At 46.2% G+C, this 18,299-nt stretch carries 12 protein-coding genes; 11 read left to right on the top strand and 1 reads right to left on the bottom strand.

Features of this window, described 5'->3' with window-relative positions:
• Positions 1-5: 5 nt before the first annotated feature.
• Entirely contained in the window at positions 6-752 is a 747-nt protein-coding gene (locus OM416_RS22175) for an amino acid ABC transporter ATP-binding protein (RefSeq protein ID WP_264933090.1), read from the top strand.
• Positions 753-1,029: 277 nt separating this feature from the next.
• Positions 1,030-1,452, top strand: coding sequence for an OsmC family protein (locus OM416_RS22170; protein WP_036606882.1), 423 nt, complete (start codon positions 1,030-1,032; stop codon positions 1,450-1,452).
• 94 nt (positions 1,453-1,546) lie between these two features.
• Here OM416_RS22170 and OM416_RS22165 read toward each other — a convergent pair whose 3' ends face one another.
• Complete coding sequence (locus OM416_RS22165; protein ID WP_264933087.1) at positions 1,547-2,158, bottom strand: TetR/AcrR family transcriptional regulator; 612 nt, start codon at positions 2,156-2,158, stop codon at positions 1,547-1,549.
• A gap of 142 nt (positions 2,159-2,300) precedes the next feature.
• On the opposite strand from OM416_RS22165, the gene OM416_RS22160 reads away from it, so the two are divergent.
• From OM416_RS22160 to OM416_RS22120, 9 genes are all read left to right on the top strand, one after another.
• Positions 2,301-3,479 carry an MFS transporter gene (locus OM416_RS22160; RefSeq protein ID WP_264933085.1) on the top strand — a complete coding sequence of 393 codons (1,179 nt, stop codon included), beginning with the start codon at positions 2,301-2,303 and terminating at the stop codon, positions 3,477-3,479.
• 182 nt (positions 3,480-3,661) lie between these two features.
• Positions 3,662-5,452 carry a sensor histidine kinase gene (locus OM416_RS22155; RefSeq protein WP_264933084.1) on the top strand — a complete coding sequence of 597 codons (1,791 nt, stop codon included), beginning with the start codon at positions 3,662-3,664 and terminating at the stop codon, positions 5,450-5,452.
• Positions 5,445-7,043: a response regulator transcription factor gene (locus tag OM416_RS22150; RefSeq protein ID WP_264933081.1), complete on the top strand. Its 1,599-nt coding sequence runs from the start codon at positions 5,445-5,447 to the stop codon at positions 7,041-7,043. The genes OM416_RS22155 and OM416_RS22150 overlap by 8 nt, the downstream gene beginning before the upstream one ends.
• A gap of 175 nt (positions 7,044-7,218) precedes the next feature.
• Positions 7,219-10,137: a glycoside hydrolase family 2 protein gene (locus OM416_RS22145; RefSeq protein ID WP_264933079.1), complete on the top strand. Its 2,919-nt coding sequence runs from the start codon at positions 7,219-7,221 to the stop codon at positions 10,135-10,137.
• A 279-nt stretch (positions 10,138-10,416) separates the two neighbouring features.
• The gene (locus OM416_RS22140; protein ID WP_036606891.1) at positions 10,417-11,400 is read left to right on the top strand and encodes an ABC transporter permease; all 984 of its coding nucleotides are present in this window, start codon (positions 10,417-10,419) and stop codon (positions 11,398-11,400) included.
• Positions 11,401-11,415: 15 nt separating this feature from the next.
• Positions 11,416-12,318, top strand: coding sequence for a carbohydrate ABC transporter permease (locus OM416_RS22135; RefSeq protein ID WP_036606894.1), 903 nt, complete (start codon positions 11,416-11,418; stop codon positions 12,316-12,318).
• 187 nt (positions 12,319-12,505) lie between these two features.
• On the top strand, positions 12,506-14,194 hold the full coding sequence (locus tag OM416_RS22130; protein WP_264933075.1) for an ABC transporter substrate-binding protein: 1,689 nt from the start codon (positions 12,506-12,508) through the stop codon (positions 14,192-14,194).
• Positions 14,195-14,578: 384 nt separating this feature from the next.
• Entirely contained in the window at positions 14,579-16,282 is a 1,704-nt protein-coding gene (locus OM416_RS22125) for an ABC transporter substrate-binding protein (protein ID WP_264933073.1), read from the top strand.
• Positions 16,283-16,600: 318 nt separating this feature from the next.
• A complete protein-coding gene (locus OM416_RS22120; protein WP_413775816.1) occupies positions 16,601-18,298 on the top strand; it encodes an ABC transporter substrate-binding protein in 1,698 nt (565 codons plus the stop codon).
• The last annotated feature ends 1 nt before the right edge of the window (position 18,299 follow it).

Raw genomic sequence — 18,299 nt, 5'->3', positions numbered from 1 at the left:
AACCGATGATTACAACAACTGGACTTACCAAACGTTTTCAGAAAAATGAAGTGCTTACGAACATCGATCTGCATGTCGATGCCAAAGATATTGTTGTGTTGCTTGGCCCAAGTGGTTCCGGCAAAAGCACCTTGCTGCGCTGCCTGAATGGACTGGAAGAGCTGTCAGGAGGACAGATCGAAGTGAACGGTGTAGTGGTCAACAGTGCTGATTCGCTGCGTGTCCAGCGTGCGCGGGTATTGGAGATTCGTCGCCAGACCGGCATGGTCTTCCAGCAGTTCAATCTGTATCCGCACAAGACAGTGCTGGGCAATGTGATGGAAGGTCTCGTTACGGTGAAAAAAATTAAACGTGACGAAGCGGCCGAACGCGGCCGGATTCTGCTGGATCGGGTTGGGCTGTCGGACAAGCAAGATGCGTATCCATCCCGGTTGTCGGGTGGACAACAACAGCGGGTTGCTATTGCACGTGCACTTGCAATGGAGCCGGAAGTGATGCTGTTTGATGAGCCGACTTCAGCCCTTGATCCCGAACTGGTCGGAGAGGTACTTTCCGTCATGAAGGAGCTGGCAGAGGAAGGTATGACGATGCTGGTCGTGACGCATGAATTGAAGTTTGCCCGTAATGTGGCGAACAAAATTGTCTTTATGGCGGATGGATCGATTGTGGAAGAAGCAAGTCCACAGGCTTTCTTTGAGGATCCGAAGCAAGAACGCACTCGTCGTTTCCTGCAGCAAATTACTGAATTTTAATGAAGATAAAAGCGATCGGAAGAACGAACGTACCGGAGCGGGTATTTAAGGTCGTGAACGATATCAGTTCAACTAAACTTTTTGCACAAGAACGGAGAGGACAGAAGAAACCTGAAGAAGCGGAGCGTTCGCCTTTATCCCCTGATTTTCCCCTTGAAGAAGGGAATCAAAAAAATCTGGGGATAACAGCGATCGGAAGGTTATTCTGTCATCGGAGTGGCAAGTGCAAACCTTTTTCGCTTGAACTTAACTTATTCTAAGAAAGAAGGATAACATCATGAATGTAACAACCGTATGGAAAGGCAAACGCGCGTTTACTTCCGAAGGACCCTCTGGCTACGCCGTTGGTATGGATGCCACTGCTGCTTATGGTGGTGACAGCAAGGGTGCGACCCCGATGGAGTTGTTACTGGCTGGTCTCGGCGGCTGTATGGGAATCGATATTACGATGATTCTGGACGCTTTCCTGGACAAAATTGAATCGATTGAGATTGAAGCGCAAGGCACACGCAGCGAAGAGATGCCTAAAGGCTTCACATCCATTGATCTGATCTTCAAAGTCGATGGAGATATCCCGGATTATCGCATCTGGAAAGCCATCCAAATGGCCGAAGAGAAATATTGTGCAGTCTCCGCTTCGCTGAGCGCCGATATTCATCCAAAACTGATCCTGAATGGGGTAAGTACACCTCGTCCTTAACAGCATATGAGTAAATCGTATACTGAGCAGGCACTTCCAATCGTGGGAGTGCCTTTTTTGGTTTTTCTAACCCATCAACAGTTCGTAAATAAAGTCAGGCTGGATGTTGAACAAGGTTCCAGATGCCCATGAATTCCGTGATAGCCTGATCGATCGTCGCAAAAGGTACGCCGTCCCGGGCTTGTGTAGAGATGCCTTGCATAAAGGTATCAAATACGGTGGTTAGCATGGCTACATTCGTGGAAGATGGAATTTCACCAATATCTACTGCACGCTGGATGCAATCCTGCAGGCGGTTACGAGTCAGCTTTCTTTTCTCAGCGGCAATGTCACGGATATGATTGTTTTTGGAAGAACATGTGCTGGCGGACAGCACAATTAAACAGCCCGATGGATGTGCGCTGTCAGTTTGCATTTTTGCGGTACTTCTTAGTGTTGTTTCAATTGCTTCTTTTGGTGACAGCATGAGATCCGAGAAGCTTTCGGTGACACGTCCAAACGTTCCCATATATCGTTCTACCACTTCTTTATATAGCGCTTCTTTGGATTCAAAGGCTGCATAGAAGCTGGCTGCTGAAATATCCCCCATGGCTGCTCGAAGCTGAAGTAATGAAGTGGCCTCGAATCCTTGCTCCCAAAAGAGCATCATCGCCTGTAATAGAGTTTCATCCCGATCGAAAATACGCGGACGTCCCGTTCTTGCCATAAGAGTTTCCCCCTTTTTTTCTTAATTATATACTAATCGATCCAAAAGTCATTGACAAGGTGAGACAGTCTGAATAATATAAGGAATGATCGATCCATAATTCGATTACTTATTCTATACTACCTTAAAAGGAGCTGCACAGATGTCGGATATATCTTCTCATCGTTTTCCGTGGTTAGGGTTGCTGGCCCTGGCTATGGCGGGTTTTATAGCCATTATGACCGAAACACTTCCTGCGGGGTTGCTGCCGCAAATTAAAGAAGGGCTGCAGATCTCTGAGGCAGGGGCGGGGCAACTTGTCACCTTTTATGCTGTTGGGTCGCTGGTTGCTGCCATACCTGTGGCGGTACTGACAAAGGGCTGGCGGCGGCGTCCGCTTTTACTCCTGTCCATTATTGGTTTTCTTGTCTTCAATACCATTACTGCGCTCTCTTCAAACTATGTGCTGACACTTTTCGCTCGTTTCTTGGCAGGTGTTGCGGCTGGTGTCTCCTGGGGCCTGATTGGCGGTTATGCATTACGCATGGTACCTGATCATCTCAAGGGAAGGGGCATGGCTGTGGCTATGATTGGAACGCCGATTGCCTTATCATTTGGTGTTCCGGCAGGTACGCTGCTGGGTTCATTTATGGGCTGGCGCTCGGTGTTCTGGCTGATGTCGTTGCTGGCGTTTGTACTGATTTTCTGGGTGCTCTGGAAAGTACCCGACTATCCAGGGCAGTCAGCGGATAAGCGGATCTCCGTCAAGCAAGTACTGTTCACCCCCGGTATCATTCCCATTTTGACTGTCGTCTTGGCCTGGATGCTGGCTCATAATATTTTATACACCTATATTGCTCCGTTTCTCGCTGATGTCGGTTTGGAATCCAAGGTTGGACTCATTTTACTTGTATTTGGTCTGATGGCATTGGTGGGCATTTGGGTTACAGGTATGTTCATTGATCGGTGGTTACGTATGTTGGTTCTGATGAGCCTTGCGGGCTTTGCTTTGGTTTCCCTTGTATTAGGTCTTTGGAGCGAGCATGTTGCTGTCGTCTTTGCTTCTGTTGCCCTGTGGGCTCTGACATTTGGCGGTGCGGCTACCCTGTTGCAGACTGCACTTGCTCAAGCTACGGGCGAACAGGGTGTGGATCTCGTCATGCCGATTAATACAACCGTTTGGAATCTTGCTATTGCGCTAGGGGGAATGGTGGGAGGTGTTCTTCTGAATCAATGGGGAGCTTCGTCATTTAATTGGGCTATCTTGGCTTTATCATTGGTAGCTTTGATTGTAGCATGGCGTGCCAAAGGACATGGATTTCGCCCATCTAGGAGTCACTAAACTTTTGTCAGCAGAAATAATTCGGCAAGCCCGGTCGCCATGTTAATGGCGGCCTCTTCTGTTCGAGGTTCAATGACAATCCGAATTCTGACGGTTATGTGGTATGATAAATTAAAGGGACAGGACATCCTGATCCTGCTCTTTATATGTAAGCGCTTATACAGATGAAGGAAGGTGCAGACATGTTTAAAAGGTTGATACGAACCACGAATAATCTCAAATTAAAGCATAAATTGCTCATTTCCTATGTATTGGTTGTCATGATTCCAGTCCTGATTGTCGGTCTGGCTGTGACCAGTTATTTTCGCCAGCAGGCTCTGGACAATGCGATTGGCCAGACGATCATTAATGTGGACAAGATCAAAAGCCAGACGGCGACCATGCTGCGTGTGCCAACCGACATATCCAACCTTTTAATGTTTAATGCGGATCTCAAGGAGATCGTGAACAAACGTTACGAGAGTGTTGTGCAGCTGACATCGGCTTATCTCGCATACAAAGATTTTCAAGAATACAGGCGTCTGTACCGTGAAGTCGCCGGCATTCGGTTTTACTCGACTAATCCGACACTGATCAACAACCTCGAATTCATTCCTGTAGACAAGCAGACCGAAGAGAGTTACTGGTATCAGCAGGCACTGAAAACGACCAGCATCGGGTGGTTTTACATTCCGGACAAGGGTGATAATCCTGTACACAAGCTCAGTTTGGTACGCAAAGTACCTTTTGCCGAATATCGGACCGAGGGTGTGCTGATGATTGTGATCAATCAGGATGAGCTGAATGGATTGTTGCGTCAAGAGCAGTTCGAGACGTTGATTACGGACGAGCAGGGCTATGTGGTTGCAGCCAAGAATACCGAGTTAGTGGGTAAAACGCTGGACGAACTTGATTTTGGCGTCGATCTGCAGAATCAGGCAAAAGGTACCATTGAAGCTGATTTTCAGGGGGAACCCTCCAACATTGTTATAGATGAGCTGGGCCCTGGATCAAGCATGAACAGCCTGAAGGTGATTTCAGTTTTTGCCACCAAAAATATAGTCAAAGACGCCAATACCGTCAGCATGATCGGTATGATTTTTATTATCCTTGTGCTGGTTATCGCCCTATTATTCGTATATATCATCTCGTTCCTTACTTCGAACCGATTGCTGCGGCTGAGTAAACATCTCAATAAGCTTGCATTAGGAGACCTGAATGTGACTTCGAGAATTGATGGCAACGATGAGATCGGACAACTGTCACGACAGTTTAACTATATGGTGAAAAGCATCAATGAACTCATGACGCAGGTGGTAGAAGCGACCGAACAGAACAATCAATTGGAAATCGCCCAGAAAGAGATTAAACTGAAAATGATGGCGAGTCAGATCAATCCTCATTTCTTGTTTAATGCTTTGGAGTCCATTCGCATGAAAGCGCATATTAAGGGCGAAGCAGAGATTGCCAACATCGTCAGGCTGCTGGGCAAGCTAATGCGCAAGAGTCTGGAGATTGGTAGTGGAAAAACAACCTTCCGGGCTGAACTTGAAATGGTACGTTCCTATTTGGAAATTCAGAAATTTCGTTACGGCGACCGACTTGCGTTCCAGATCCATATCGATCCCGAGGTGGAGAAGATGTACATTCCGCCTTTGATTATTCAGCCTCTGGTTGAGAATGCGATTGTCCATGGTCTGGAGAACAAAGAGGGTACAGTTCGTGTGAATATAAGTATTCGTTTAGTAGAGGACATTGTGCAGATCCGTGTAGAAGATGATGGTGCAGGCATAACGCCGGAACGACTGGCTGAGGTGATGAAGTTCATCTGTGGACCAGAGGAACAGGAGAAGAGCCGGATTGGCATGCGTAATGTACATCAACGCTTAACACTGACGTACGGGGAGCCATATGGATTGCAGATTACGAGTGTATATGGGGAAGGAACAGAGGTTTCTTTCACTTTGCCAGCAGGAGGGGACCAACATGTATAAAGTATTTTTGGTGGATGACGAACCGAGCATCCGTGAGGGACTGACCACCATTATCGAGTGGGAAAAATACGGATTCCAGGTCATTGCTACAGCTGCCAGCGGGCGTGAGGCCATCTCCCGGTTTGAGGAATTGGAGCCTGATCTGACGATTATTGATATTCGCATGCCCGGTATGACCGGGCTGGATGTGATTGAAGAAGTGCGCCGGAATCATCCGGATTCGCACTTTTTGATATTGAGCGGTTATGCGGATTTTGATTATGCCAAAAAAGCCATCAGTTTCGGTGTGGATGGGTATCTGCTCAAACCGGTGGATGAAGAAGAGATTATTGGCGAGCTGGAGCGTATTGCTACGATCCTGACCCGTGAACGGGAGACGATGGCACGTCATGCAGGTGAGGATACCGTCTATAGGGAGCATCAGATCGAGGCTTTGCTCTTTGACAGTCTGGAGGGTGCGGGCAGCATGGAAGATGATAGCCTGGGTCTGCATTGGCCTCACTATCAGATTGTGCTGCTGGAGATGCATTCGGCTCCCGACCTTCAACGGGGCAGTGTCATAAAGCGCAAACTGATTGAAGCATTTGACCAGAAAGATCGAGGCATCGTATTCTCCTTCCATTCCGGTCTGGGTCTGTTAAGGAAGGAAACGATCACATCCGAGTCATCTGCAAGGAATCTCTATGTTGAGCTGGAAGGACTACTGGGAGAATGGGATATTCACATGTATGGTGCTGCAGGAGAACCCGTACATTCTACAGCTGAGATTGCACGGTCATACACTCAGGCCAATCGTACTCTTGGGGAACGATTCTTGTTCACGGAGCAGCGCATTATTCTATGGAATGAAGGAAACGAAGGCGAAGGCGTTATTGTGCCAGGAGTTGAAGCTGTGGATGGAACGCATGAACCAGATGAGGAAGAACTCGCGGACAAGCTGTATTATGCGTTGGACATCCGCAGTAGTGAATCAGTCATGCGGGTACTGGGTGAGATGGAAGAGCGTCTGGTTCCATATCATCGAACAGAGCAAGCGATCAAGACGGCGTTCTCACAGGTATTTTCTCTGGCAATCAACAAGCTCGCAGCGACGAATCAACATATGCACTCCATTATGCAGGAACATTCGGTTCTGATTAACGAAGTCTATCATCAATTCACGATGTCCGATCTCAAAGTGATGGCAGCCGAGCATTTGAATCGACTTATTCAACGTATGGGTGGAGGTAGCAAGGATACTGTACTGAAACAGATGATTGAATTTATCCAGCGTAATCCTGGTGAAAATCTCAAGCTCGAAGTACTGGCAGAAGTGTTTAACTATAACAGCAGTTATCTCGGCAAGTTGTTTAAGAATCATACAGGAGAGTACTTCAATGTATTTCTGGACAAGGTTCGTATGGAAAAGGCCAAGGAATTGCTGGATGAAGGACTGAAGGTCCATCAGGTTGCGGCGAGAGTGGGATATGCAAACGTGGACTATTTTCACGGTAAGTTCAAGAAGTATGTAGGGGAATCCCCATCCGCTTACAAACAAGCAAGAACACAATCCCTTTCCAAAGAATCGGTTACCGATATAAACGAAGAATAAGTACGAAGTGCTGGGCTTTGCCCATGCTTGTTATATAAAACGTTTTCGGGATTACTGGACATTCTCCAGATTCATCATATTGTCCATGCACTTCCCATGATAAGCAATGGTCACGGAATGCTTCACATCTTAGACTGGATTTATAAGAATCCAGATGAAGGGATGGCTATACGATATGAATTTGTCTGATATAGGTGCTGTACGTCATACATTGAACTTAAATGGAACATGGCAGTTTCGCTTGGATCTGGAGTCCGATAAGTCCGATAAGCTCATTGAACAAAAAATAACACGGCCTTCACGGCGTGAAACCACATCCTGGGAAACCATTCAGATTCCCGGTTCATGGGAAGAGCAAGGGTACGGAGATGAGCCTGAATACGAACGAATCGATACCTGGACCAAGGTACGTGAGTATGAAGGATCAGCCTGGTATGCTCAGGATATTCATGTTCCATCAGACGATTCCGGCTGCCAGTATGTATTCAGATTGGAAGGAGTCCGCTGGACCACGAATCTTTGGATCAATGGACAGTATGCTGGGCAGCAAGATAGTTTGGTGAATCAACAGAAGTGGGATGTTACCTCTCTGGTGAAACAGGGAGAAGTGAATCGGATAGAGATTCGCGTGGATAATACGATGAAACTTCCGCTGGCCGGCAGCCATATTCATTCATTGCATACAGCTACAGCCTGGGGGGGAGTCACGGGTGGTGCTTATCTGGACATTCTGCCCCCATGCCGAGTTCAGACGTTACGCATTCAACCAGATGCTGAAACTGGAGCCATTCTGGTTGATTGTACTGTAAGCGCTACCGCAAATGAATCGGCCAGAGCGATGCAATTGCATGTGGATATCCAGCATCCAGACGGCACATGGCTTGATCGCTACAGTTGTCATGTGGAGCTGAGTGCTCCAGTGCATGCTGATATAAGCTCCGTAGTTTCAACTGAAAGCAACGCTGTAATAGACCAGTGGCGATTGGAGCTTGGAATAGAGAAGTCTATCGCAAAATGGTCGGATGAATCCCCTCAATTATACAGAGCAGTGATCCGTCTGCATGACGGTGAACAGGAACTGGACCAGCAGGAGCAATCATTTGGTGTACGTTCCTTTGTAACTAATGGGAAGCAGCTTGAATTGAATGGAACGCCGGTGTATCTGCGCGGGTACGTTGATTGCTGTATCTTTCCACTGACGGGTTATCCCGTCTGGGACAAGGAGCATTATCTTCAGCAGTTTCGAGTCGCCAGATCGTACGGATTCAACCATGTCCGTCTGCATGGGTGGAGTGCGCCAGAACCATTCTGGGACGCCGCTGATGAAGAGGGCATGCTGGTGCAGGCAGAACTTCCACATTGGTCTCGATTTTTTGAGCAACCCGATCAGTCTGCGCCCGCTGAAGTGTTGTCCTATTTGACACAAGAACTGGACGGGTTGCTGCAATCGCTGCACAGACATCCTTCATTCGTCATGTTCTCCATGGGGAATGAACTGATTGGTCCGAATGGCCATCCTGAACTCAATGCCTTGGTATCGAGGGCAAGGGATATGGACCCCACACGGTTATATACGGACAATACAGGTTTTGGACAGCTTCCGGCGCAAGGGCGGGAAGGAGATTATTATATTCAGTCATTGAACTGGCATCCCCCACTGGAGTCCACTTTATCAGCTGTACCGGATACCACGCTGGATTATCATGCGGTTACCCGACTTGCGGAGCAACCTGTTATTGGACACGAACATGCACAGTTCACCATGTATGCGCGGCCCCAAGAGCGAGCAAAGTATACTGGCGTTCTGCGCCCTAGTTGGTTAGGCCCGATCGAAGAATCATTGTCTAACAAAGGCATGATGGAGGACCTGGAGCATTTTCAACAGGCCACCGGCACACATTTGATGCGTTCCTTAAAAGAAGCCATGGAGCGGATTCGACGAACACCAGATGCTGCAGGCGTGCAGCTGCTGGACATCCGCGATTTTCCAGGGCAGGGACATGCTACGACGGGCATTCTGGATGTATTCTGGGACGACAAAGGCATTACAACACCTGAAGAATTCATGCGGTTCAACGCAGATGTGGTGCTGTTGTTAAGCTGCAAGGAACGTACATTCTACGCCGGAGAACCTATTCATGTTGATGTCCGCATATCACACTATGGTAAAGATCCGCTTAAGGATGCATCCATACAGTGGAAGTTGATTAGCGATGATGTGATACTTACCGAAGGAGAATGGAAAACCGGAGAAATCCAATGTGGGTCCGTCATGTCATTGGGAAGCATTGTCACTAGAGCACCTCATGAAGGAGCAGCTGCTTTTCGGATCGAAGCAGAGCTGCGGTCAGGTGATTCGGAGAGACATGTAGCCAATGTATGGCAGGGCTGGTCGTTTCCTTTTTATCAGTCTCACCCGGGTTCGAATCGGTTCTGGAATACCGTGGCAGAGTTGCAGCCATTCCTGGGTGAAGCGCATGATGATTGCGTTGATCACATCGATGGATTTCGTTTGTTGAAAAATCGGGAGATTGACTTGATTATCGTTCAGTCGTTAACACCCAATGTCATTGATTATGTGGTTAATGGGGGGAGTGTGTGGCTACAGCCAACGGCAGAAGGGCTATATGATTCAGTGGAGACCAAGTACCTGCCTGTATTCTGGAATTACCTCATGTTCGCTACACAGCCTGGTGCAACGATGGGCATGTTTTTGAGGGATCAGGTACCACTATTGGGCTCCTTCCCGCATGATGGGGCTTCAGACTGGCATTGGTATCACCTGGTGAACGGTACACCGGCGATATGTTTGGATACGTTGCCCGGGGTAGAGCCGCTGATCGAGGTAGTGGACCATTTCCATCGGGCTAAACGACTCGCTTATGCTTTTGAGGCAAAAGTAGGAAAGGGCAGGATTTTGGTATCCTCACTTCCTTTTACTAACCTGTCATTAATGAAGCGTCCGGAAGCCGCCTACTTATTTCAGGAGATCCTTTCGTATCTGCATGGCGATCACTTCCACCCGGAGATCTCCATATCTGTTGCACAACTGCTCGGGATCGCTAAACTGCAGACGATTCAATTCACATTGTGATTTATAAGGACCCGAAAGGGTCCTTTTTGTGTGTTATTCAATTGGAGTAAACGATTACTATAAAACGTTTTCGGTATTAACCATTTTATTATATATAGTGCCTTTATGTTACTTTAATTGCATTAAGAAGTAGAATTTATCACTGATTTTAACTAAATAATGTCTGATTATATATGTCTATATCTAATTTCTATATGATTTTCTCTAAAATCCAGATGGTATTTTGAAAACGCTCTATCGAGTATGATTATTTTATAAAACAGAGGAGGGGGAACGGAGATGGAAACGCTAACAAAAAAATCCGCTTCCGCGAACAGAAGCAGTGACCCCAAACCGCCTTTAAAGAATCGGCGGAACGGAATTTGGGACAGAATGAAGCAGCAGAAATATCTCTATCTCATGTCATTGCCATTCGTAGCTTGGGTTTTCGTATTTAACTATCTGCCACTATGGGGATGGACGATGGCTTTCCAAAACTATAAACCTGCCAGATCGTTTGGTGATCAAGAGTGGGTTGGCTTTAAACACTTTGTAGAGCTGTTCAGTGATGATCGTTTCTATCTGGTACTTCGAAATACGCTTGCAATGAGCTTGATGGGACTAGTTGTCGGTTTTATCGTGCCGATATTCTTCGCTATTCTCCTGAATGAAATGAGAGGCATGTTCTTCAAGCGTGCCGTGCAAACGGTATCATATCTGCCTCACTTTGTATCCTGGGTTGTTGTAGCCGGGATCATTACGAAGATGCTCTCCACCGATGGAGGGATTATCAATGATCTTTTGGTAGGCCTGAACATTATTGATCAGCCGATCCAGTTCATGGCCAAGGGGAACTTGTTCTGGTACATTGTAACCGCTTCAGATATGTGGAAGGAAACGGGTTGGAATGCCATCATCTATCTGGCGGCGATTACAGGTATCGACAATGAGCTGTATGAAGCTTCCCGTGTAGATGGAGCCAACCGCTGGAGACAGATGTGGCATATTACGCTGCCTGGAATACGGACCACGATTTCCGTACTTTTCATCATGTCAATTGGACATCTTATCAGTATCGGTTTCGAGAAGCAGTTCTTGCTTGGCAACAGTCTGGTCACAGACTACTCGGAAGTACTTGATCTATATGCGCTCAATTATGGTTTGAATATGGGACGATTCTCGTATGGTACAGCCATAGGTATATTCAACTCCGTTGTCAGTATCATCCTTCTGTTTACTGCGAACGGCTTGTTCAAAAAATTCACAAAAGAAAGCATCATGTAGGGAGGGGACGACATTATGGCGAACAAAGCATTCAATGCTACTCGGGGCGATAAACTGTTCGATATATTCAACATCCTCGCGATGACCATGGTGCTGGTTGTAACACTTTATCCATTCCTTAACGTACTAGCTATCTCACTCAATAACTCGACAGATACAGTACGTGGCGGAATTTACTTGTGGCCTCGCGAATTCACATTACAGAACTACAAAACGATTTTCCAATATGATGGATTGTTACAAGGTTTGCAGATCTCCATTCTGCGTACACTTGTAGGTACCGTGCTCGGATTGATCAGTTCATCCATGATCGCCTTTACACTGAGCAGACCTGATTTTGGACTTAGAAAATTTGTATCCACAACACTCGCACTCACGATGTATTTCTCCGGTGGTCTGATTCCGGTGTACATTCTGATGCGTGACTTGAACCTGATCGGTACATTCTGGGTATATGTATTGCCTGGCATGATCAGTGCATTTAACGTGTTCATCATCCGTTCATTCATTGATGGCCTGCCATACTCATTGCAGGAATCCGCGAAGCTGGACGGAGCGAATGACTTTACAATCTATTACAGAATCATCTTGCCACTGTGTAAACCAGTGCTTGCTACCATCGCATTGTTCCTGGCTGTAGGTCAATGGAATGCGTGGTTCGATACGTACCTGTATAATGGTTCAAAGGCACATTTGACCACGCTTCAATATGAGCTGATGAAAGTACTGCAAAGTACGCAGCAAGGCTCAGGTGCTGGACGAAATGCCAATGATATGGCGCAGCAAATGACACAGATTTCACCGGAATCGATCAAAATGGCGATTACGATCGTTGTAACGGTTCCAATCCTCATTGTATATCCATTCCTTCAGAAGTACTTTGTTGGCGGTATGACACTGGGCGCAGTAAAAGGTTAAACAACTGGGTACAGGCTGCCAAATAGAGCGGCCGTACATCTACAAATGAAGCATCAGGATACCCGAAGCGCAGCCATGTGGTCTGCGCTTCACCGTATAGGGCTGCGGTGTGGTATCCATGAAGCTATAGACAGGGACAAAAAAGTCCCGGACAAAACAGACATATGAAACAGGGAGGATTACCATTATGGCAAGTTCCAAAATGAAGATTGCACTGGCACCAGTGCTTGCATTGTCTTTACTCGCAGGTTGCGGTGGAGGAAGTGGCGGTGATACGTCCTTTAAGGATACAAGCGCAGAGACAACTCCACTTACGTTCGATTTCTTTAGTGTCGATCCCAGTCCGAACTGGAATGGCATGAAGGATGAAGTCGGCAAAGTCCTTACAGAGAAAACAGGGATAACCCTTAACGGTGAATTTGCCGTTAGTGGTGGTCAAGATAAGATATCCTTAATGGCGGCGAGCGGAGACTATCCGGATATCGTGTCACCCAAAGGAGAACTCAGCAAACTGGTGGATGCCGGGGCAATGCTCGATCTGACAGATCTGATCGACCAATATGCTCCCAATCTGAAGAAGCTGTATGGTAATTACATGGACCGGTTGAAATACAGTAATGAAGATCAGGCTATTTATGTACTGCCGACGTATTATGCAGTAGACCAGAAGTACTTTGATGCAGGTGGTGGATTTGGTATTCAGCATCGTGTACTGAAAGAACTCGGATACCCAGAAGTGAATACACTTCAGGATTACGAGAATGTATTGAAGGCTTACAAAGAGAAACACCCAACGATTGATGGTCAGCCAACCATCCCGTTAACACTGGACGCGGATGATTGGAGAATCATGATTACCGTAACGAACCCGGCCTTCCAGGCAACAGGTGCACCGGATGATGGTGAATACTACATCGATCCAGAGACGTATGAAGCAAGTCTGCATTACAAACGTCCAGAGGAAAAAGAGTACTTCCGCTGGTTGAACCATATGTACAACACTGGATTGCTGGATCAGGACAGCTTTATCCAGAAAACAGACCAATACAAATCCAAAATTGCAAGTGGACGTGTTCTTGGTGTCATTGACCAGGATTGGGGATACTCCGATGCAGAAAATGCATTGAAATCCGCTGGTAAGACTGAAGCAACGTATTCACACTTCCCGGTAACCCTGTCTAAGGATATCAAGGATCATTCCTTCCAAGACCCTGGTTTTGTATCTGGTTGGGGTGTAGGGATTACAACCACGAACCCTGATCCGGTTCGTACGATCAAATTCTTCGATTACCTGGCTTCTGAAGAAGGGCAAGTGCTGATGAACTGGGGAATTGAAGGCAAACAGTATGAAGTGAAGGACGGCAAACGTGTGATTCCTGCCGATATTCAGGACCAGAAAACCAATAATGCAGCCGTATTCCAGAAAGAAACGGGTATCGGACTGTACACCAATATGTCCGGTCACTATGGAGACGGTGTGAAGGATTCAACGGATAACTACTACACTACGAATTTCCCTGAACAGATCGTTGCAGCATATTCGGATGCAGAGAAAGAAACACTCAAAGCGTACGGTGCTACTACGTGGAAAGATCTGTTCCCAAGTGAAGATGAGTTCCCAATCAAACCATGGGGAGCAGCATATAATCTGCCAACACCAGGTGACTCTAACTACAACGTTATCTTCAAGAAAACACAGGATATCATCCGGAAGCGTATCCCGGAAGCCATTCTGAGTACTCCTGAACAGTTCGATGCTATCTATGACGGCATGATTGCAGAAGTGGACCAAGCAGGAGCAGAGGATATGGAGAAACAATACACAGAGCTCGTACAAAACCGTGTTCAGCTGTGGAGCGGTGAAGAGGCTAAATAAGTACGTGTCAGGTTAGATTCAAACAGAGAAAGAACCCGGGCAACCGGGTTCTTTTATATACCTAAAACGTTTTCTAAAAAACGTTTTCAATTTTGTATATTCACTATTGACAAGGACTATGGGAGCGATTATTATTCAATTATGAAAGCACTTACATTTGCTTGTACATCAGGGAAAACGACATACATTCTGTCCTATTCGTTCAAAGGCAACTTAGAGGATGACGAGTGAATTAAGGTGCTGGAAGATCCATTCACCGTTATAACGAAAGCGCTCTTAATGTTAGATAAAAAAAGTTACATCCGTTTCATCTGGTCACGGTATGCGCAGGTCAGCCTGTTATACAAATATACAGCTTCATTATATCCATAAGGGGGATTACACATGAAGGGCAAAACACCAAAAACATTCGCAATGCTTCTGTTAGCCAGTGCTCTTGCAATTACAGCAGGATGCAGTGGCAGTGGAGGAGGAACTACCGCTTCAGAAAAGCCGGTTGATTCTGGAGATACGACCACCCCGGTAACCTTTACATTCTTTGGTGCAGATGCAAGTCCAAGCTGGAACAACATGAAAGATGCAGTGGGCCAAGAGATCACCAAACAAACAGGTGTTACAATTGAAGCAGAGTATGATGTGAACAATGGTGGCGACCAAAAGATTCCTTTGATGGCTGCCAGCGGTGATTACCCTGATATTATCTTTCCTAAAGGTAACTTGTCGAAGCTAGTGGATGCAGGCGCAATGCTGGACCTGACTGACCTGATTGAAGAACATGCACCAAACCTGAAAAAAATCTATGGCGAGCAGATGAATCGTTTGAAATACAGTCTGGATGATCAGGCGATCTATGCTATTCCAACGAATATGGGAGTAGATAACGTTGCATTTGATGCAGGTGGCGGATTCGAAATTCAGCAAAGAGTATTGAAAGAGCTCGGATACCCTGAAGTGAAAACACTTGAGGATTACGAAAACGTTCTTAGAACGTACTATGAAAAACATCCAACGATTGATGGTCAACCAACCATTCCTCTGACATTGAATGCAGATGACTGGAAGATCATGATTACGGTAACGAACCCTGCCTTCCAGGCAACAGGTGGACCGGATGATGGTGAATATTACATTAACCCTGAAACGTATGAAGCCATGCTTCACTACAAACGTCCAGAGGAAAAAGAATATTTCCGGTGGTTAAACAAAATGTACAGTGAAGGACTGCTGGACAAAGATACTTTTGTTCAAAAGGATGATCAATACAAATCCAAAATTGCCAGTGGTCGTGTACTCGGTCTGATTGACCAGGACTGGAACTATGGTGAAGCTGAGAATGCGCTTAAAGCAGCGGGCAAAGATGACGCCACATACGCTCACTTCTCCGTGTCCCTAAACAAGGATATTGTGGATCACACATTCCAGCCAACTGGGTTTGACGGTTATGGCATCGGGATCACAACTTCGGCTAAAGATCCGGTACGTATCATCAAATTCATGGATTGGCTCGCTTCCGACGAAGGTCAAGTGTTGAGAAACTGGGGTGTTGAAGGCGAGCACTACAACGTAGAAGGTGGCCAACGTGTAATCCCTGACGAGATTCAGGATCGCAAAACGAATGACAACTCGAATTTCACCAAAGAAACCGGTGTCGGATTGTACAATATCTTCAGCGCAAGATACGGTGATGGTGTGAAAGATTCTACAGATAACTTCTACACAACGAACTTCCCTGAACAGATCCAAGCAAGTTACACACCAGCAGAGAAGGAAACGTTGAAAGCCTATGGCATTACAACATGGAAAGATTTCTATCCTTCCGAAGATGAACTGAAGCTGAAAGACTGGGGCGCAGCATATAACATGCCTGTACCTTCGGACACGGATTACAACGTAACGTTCCAGAAAACGCAGGATATCATCCGTAAACGGATTCCGGAAGCCATCCTTGCCAAGCCAGAGAACTTCGACAGCGTATATGATAGTCTCCTGGCTGAACTCGATAAAGCGGGTGCAGTAGAAATGGAGAAACAATATACCGTTTGGATCAAAGAACGTGTTGCGCTGTGGACTGGAAAAGATGTGAAATAAGATTGAAAACAAGGCATAAAAGCCAATGGTTTTCATTTCAAAAAAAGCCCTTGAGAAAGGGCTTTTTTTGTTGTTGACGTAGGGTGGTGGATAGCATATAATCTATCATGTAAGCACTTTCAGTAAGCGTTTTATAGTTATTACGAAAACGTTTTATGCTTGTTAGCAGAATGTTGTATCGCTTAATCCGATTGAGATGCTAGCTTTACAAAAAGCCATAGTGGACTGTATCGAAAGCGCATTCAATAAAAGTGGTATCCTCAGGCCCAGGCCTGTTATACAGATAAAACCTTCATAAATAATAGGGGGAACTAGACAATGAGAGGCAAAATGAAAGGTAATACACCCAAGACGTTTGCAATGTTGATGCTCGCAAGTGCGATGTTGGTCACAGCTGGCTGCGGGAATTCGGAAACGAAAGGGACTACGGAGTCCAGCGGAACCGAACCAGTTACAGTCACGTTCTTTGGGGCGGATGCTAGTCCGACCTGGAACAAGATGCAAGATGCAGTCGGTAAAGAGATTACCAAGCAAACAGGCGTTACGATTGAAGCTGAGTATGATGTGAACAACGGTGGCGATCAGAAGATTGCACTTATGGCGGCCAGCGGTGATTACCCTGATCTCATTTTCCCTAAAGGTAACTTGTCTAAGCTTGTGGATGCAGGCGCGATGCTGGATCTGACGGATCTGATTGAAGAGCATGCTCCGAACCTGAAAAAAATCTATGGCGACCAGATGAACCGTTTGAAATATAACACGGAAGATCAGGCAATATATACGATCCCAACCAACATGGGTGTAGATAATGTTGTATTTGATGCAGGTGGCGGATTCGAAATTCAACAAAGAGTATTGAAAGAGCTCGGATACCCTGAAGTGAAGACACTTGAGGATTATGAGAATGTACTGAGAGCCTATTATGAAAAACATCCAACCATTGATGGTCAGCCAACCATTCCACTGACATTAAATGCAGATGATTGGAAGATCATGATCACGGTAACGAACCCAGCCTTCCAGGCAACAGGTGCACCGGATGATGGAGAATATTACATCAACCCTGAAACGTATGAAGCGACGCTTCACTACAAGCGTCCAGAGGAGAAAGAATACTTCCGTTGGTTGAACAAAATGTATAGTGAAGGACTGCTGGACAAAGATGCATTTGTCCAAAAGGATGACCAATATAAGTCTAAAATTGCCAGTGGCCGTGTACTAGGTCTGATCGACCAAGAGTGGAATTATCAAGAAGCTGAAAATGCACTCAAATCAGCGGGCAAAGACGATGCCACATATGCTCACTTCTCCGTGTCCCTGAACAAGGATATTGTGGATCATACGTTCCAACCAACTGGATTTGACGGATATGGCATCGGGATCACAACTTCGGCGAAAGATCCGGTACGTATCATTAAATTCTTGGATTGGCTTGCTTCCGATGAAGGACAAGTTCTAAGAAACTGGGGTATTGAAGGCGAACACTATAACGTGGAAGATGGCAAACGTGTGATCCCTGAAGAGATTCAGGATCGCAAAACGAATGACAACTCGAATTTCAGCAAGGAAACAGGAATCGGGATGTATAGCGCCTTTAGTGCGAGATACGGTGATGGTGTGAAAGATTCTACGGATAACTACTATACAACGAACTTCCCTGAGCAGATTCAAGCAGGCTACACTGCAGCTGAGAAGGAAACGTTGAAAGCCTATGGTATTACAACATGGAAAGATTTCTATCCTTCCGAAGAAGATCTGAAGCTGAAAGACTGGGGTGCAGCATATAATATGCCCGTACCTTCCGACACGGACTACAACGTAACATTCCAGAAAACGCAGGATATCGTACGTAAACGTATTCCGGAAGCTGTTCTGACTACACCAGCTAACTTTGATACAACTTATGATGCCTTCCTGGCTGAATTGGACAAAGCAGGTGCAGTGGAGATGGAGAAACAATATACCGTTTGGGTTAAAGATCGTGTCTCCCTGTGGACAGGAAAAGACGTAAAATAAT

Origin of the sequence: Paenibacillus sp. LS1, from assembly GCF_026013365.1 — a bacterium.
In the GTDB taxonomy this organism is placed as follows: Bacteria; Bacillota; Bacilli; order Paenibacillales; family Paenibacillaceae; genus Paenibacillus.
This window is presented reverse-complemented; position numbering and strand designations above follow the sequence as displayed.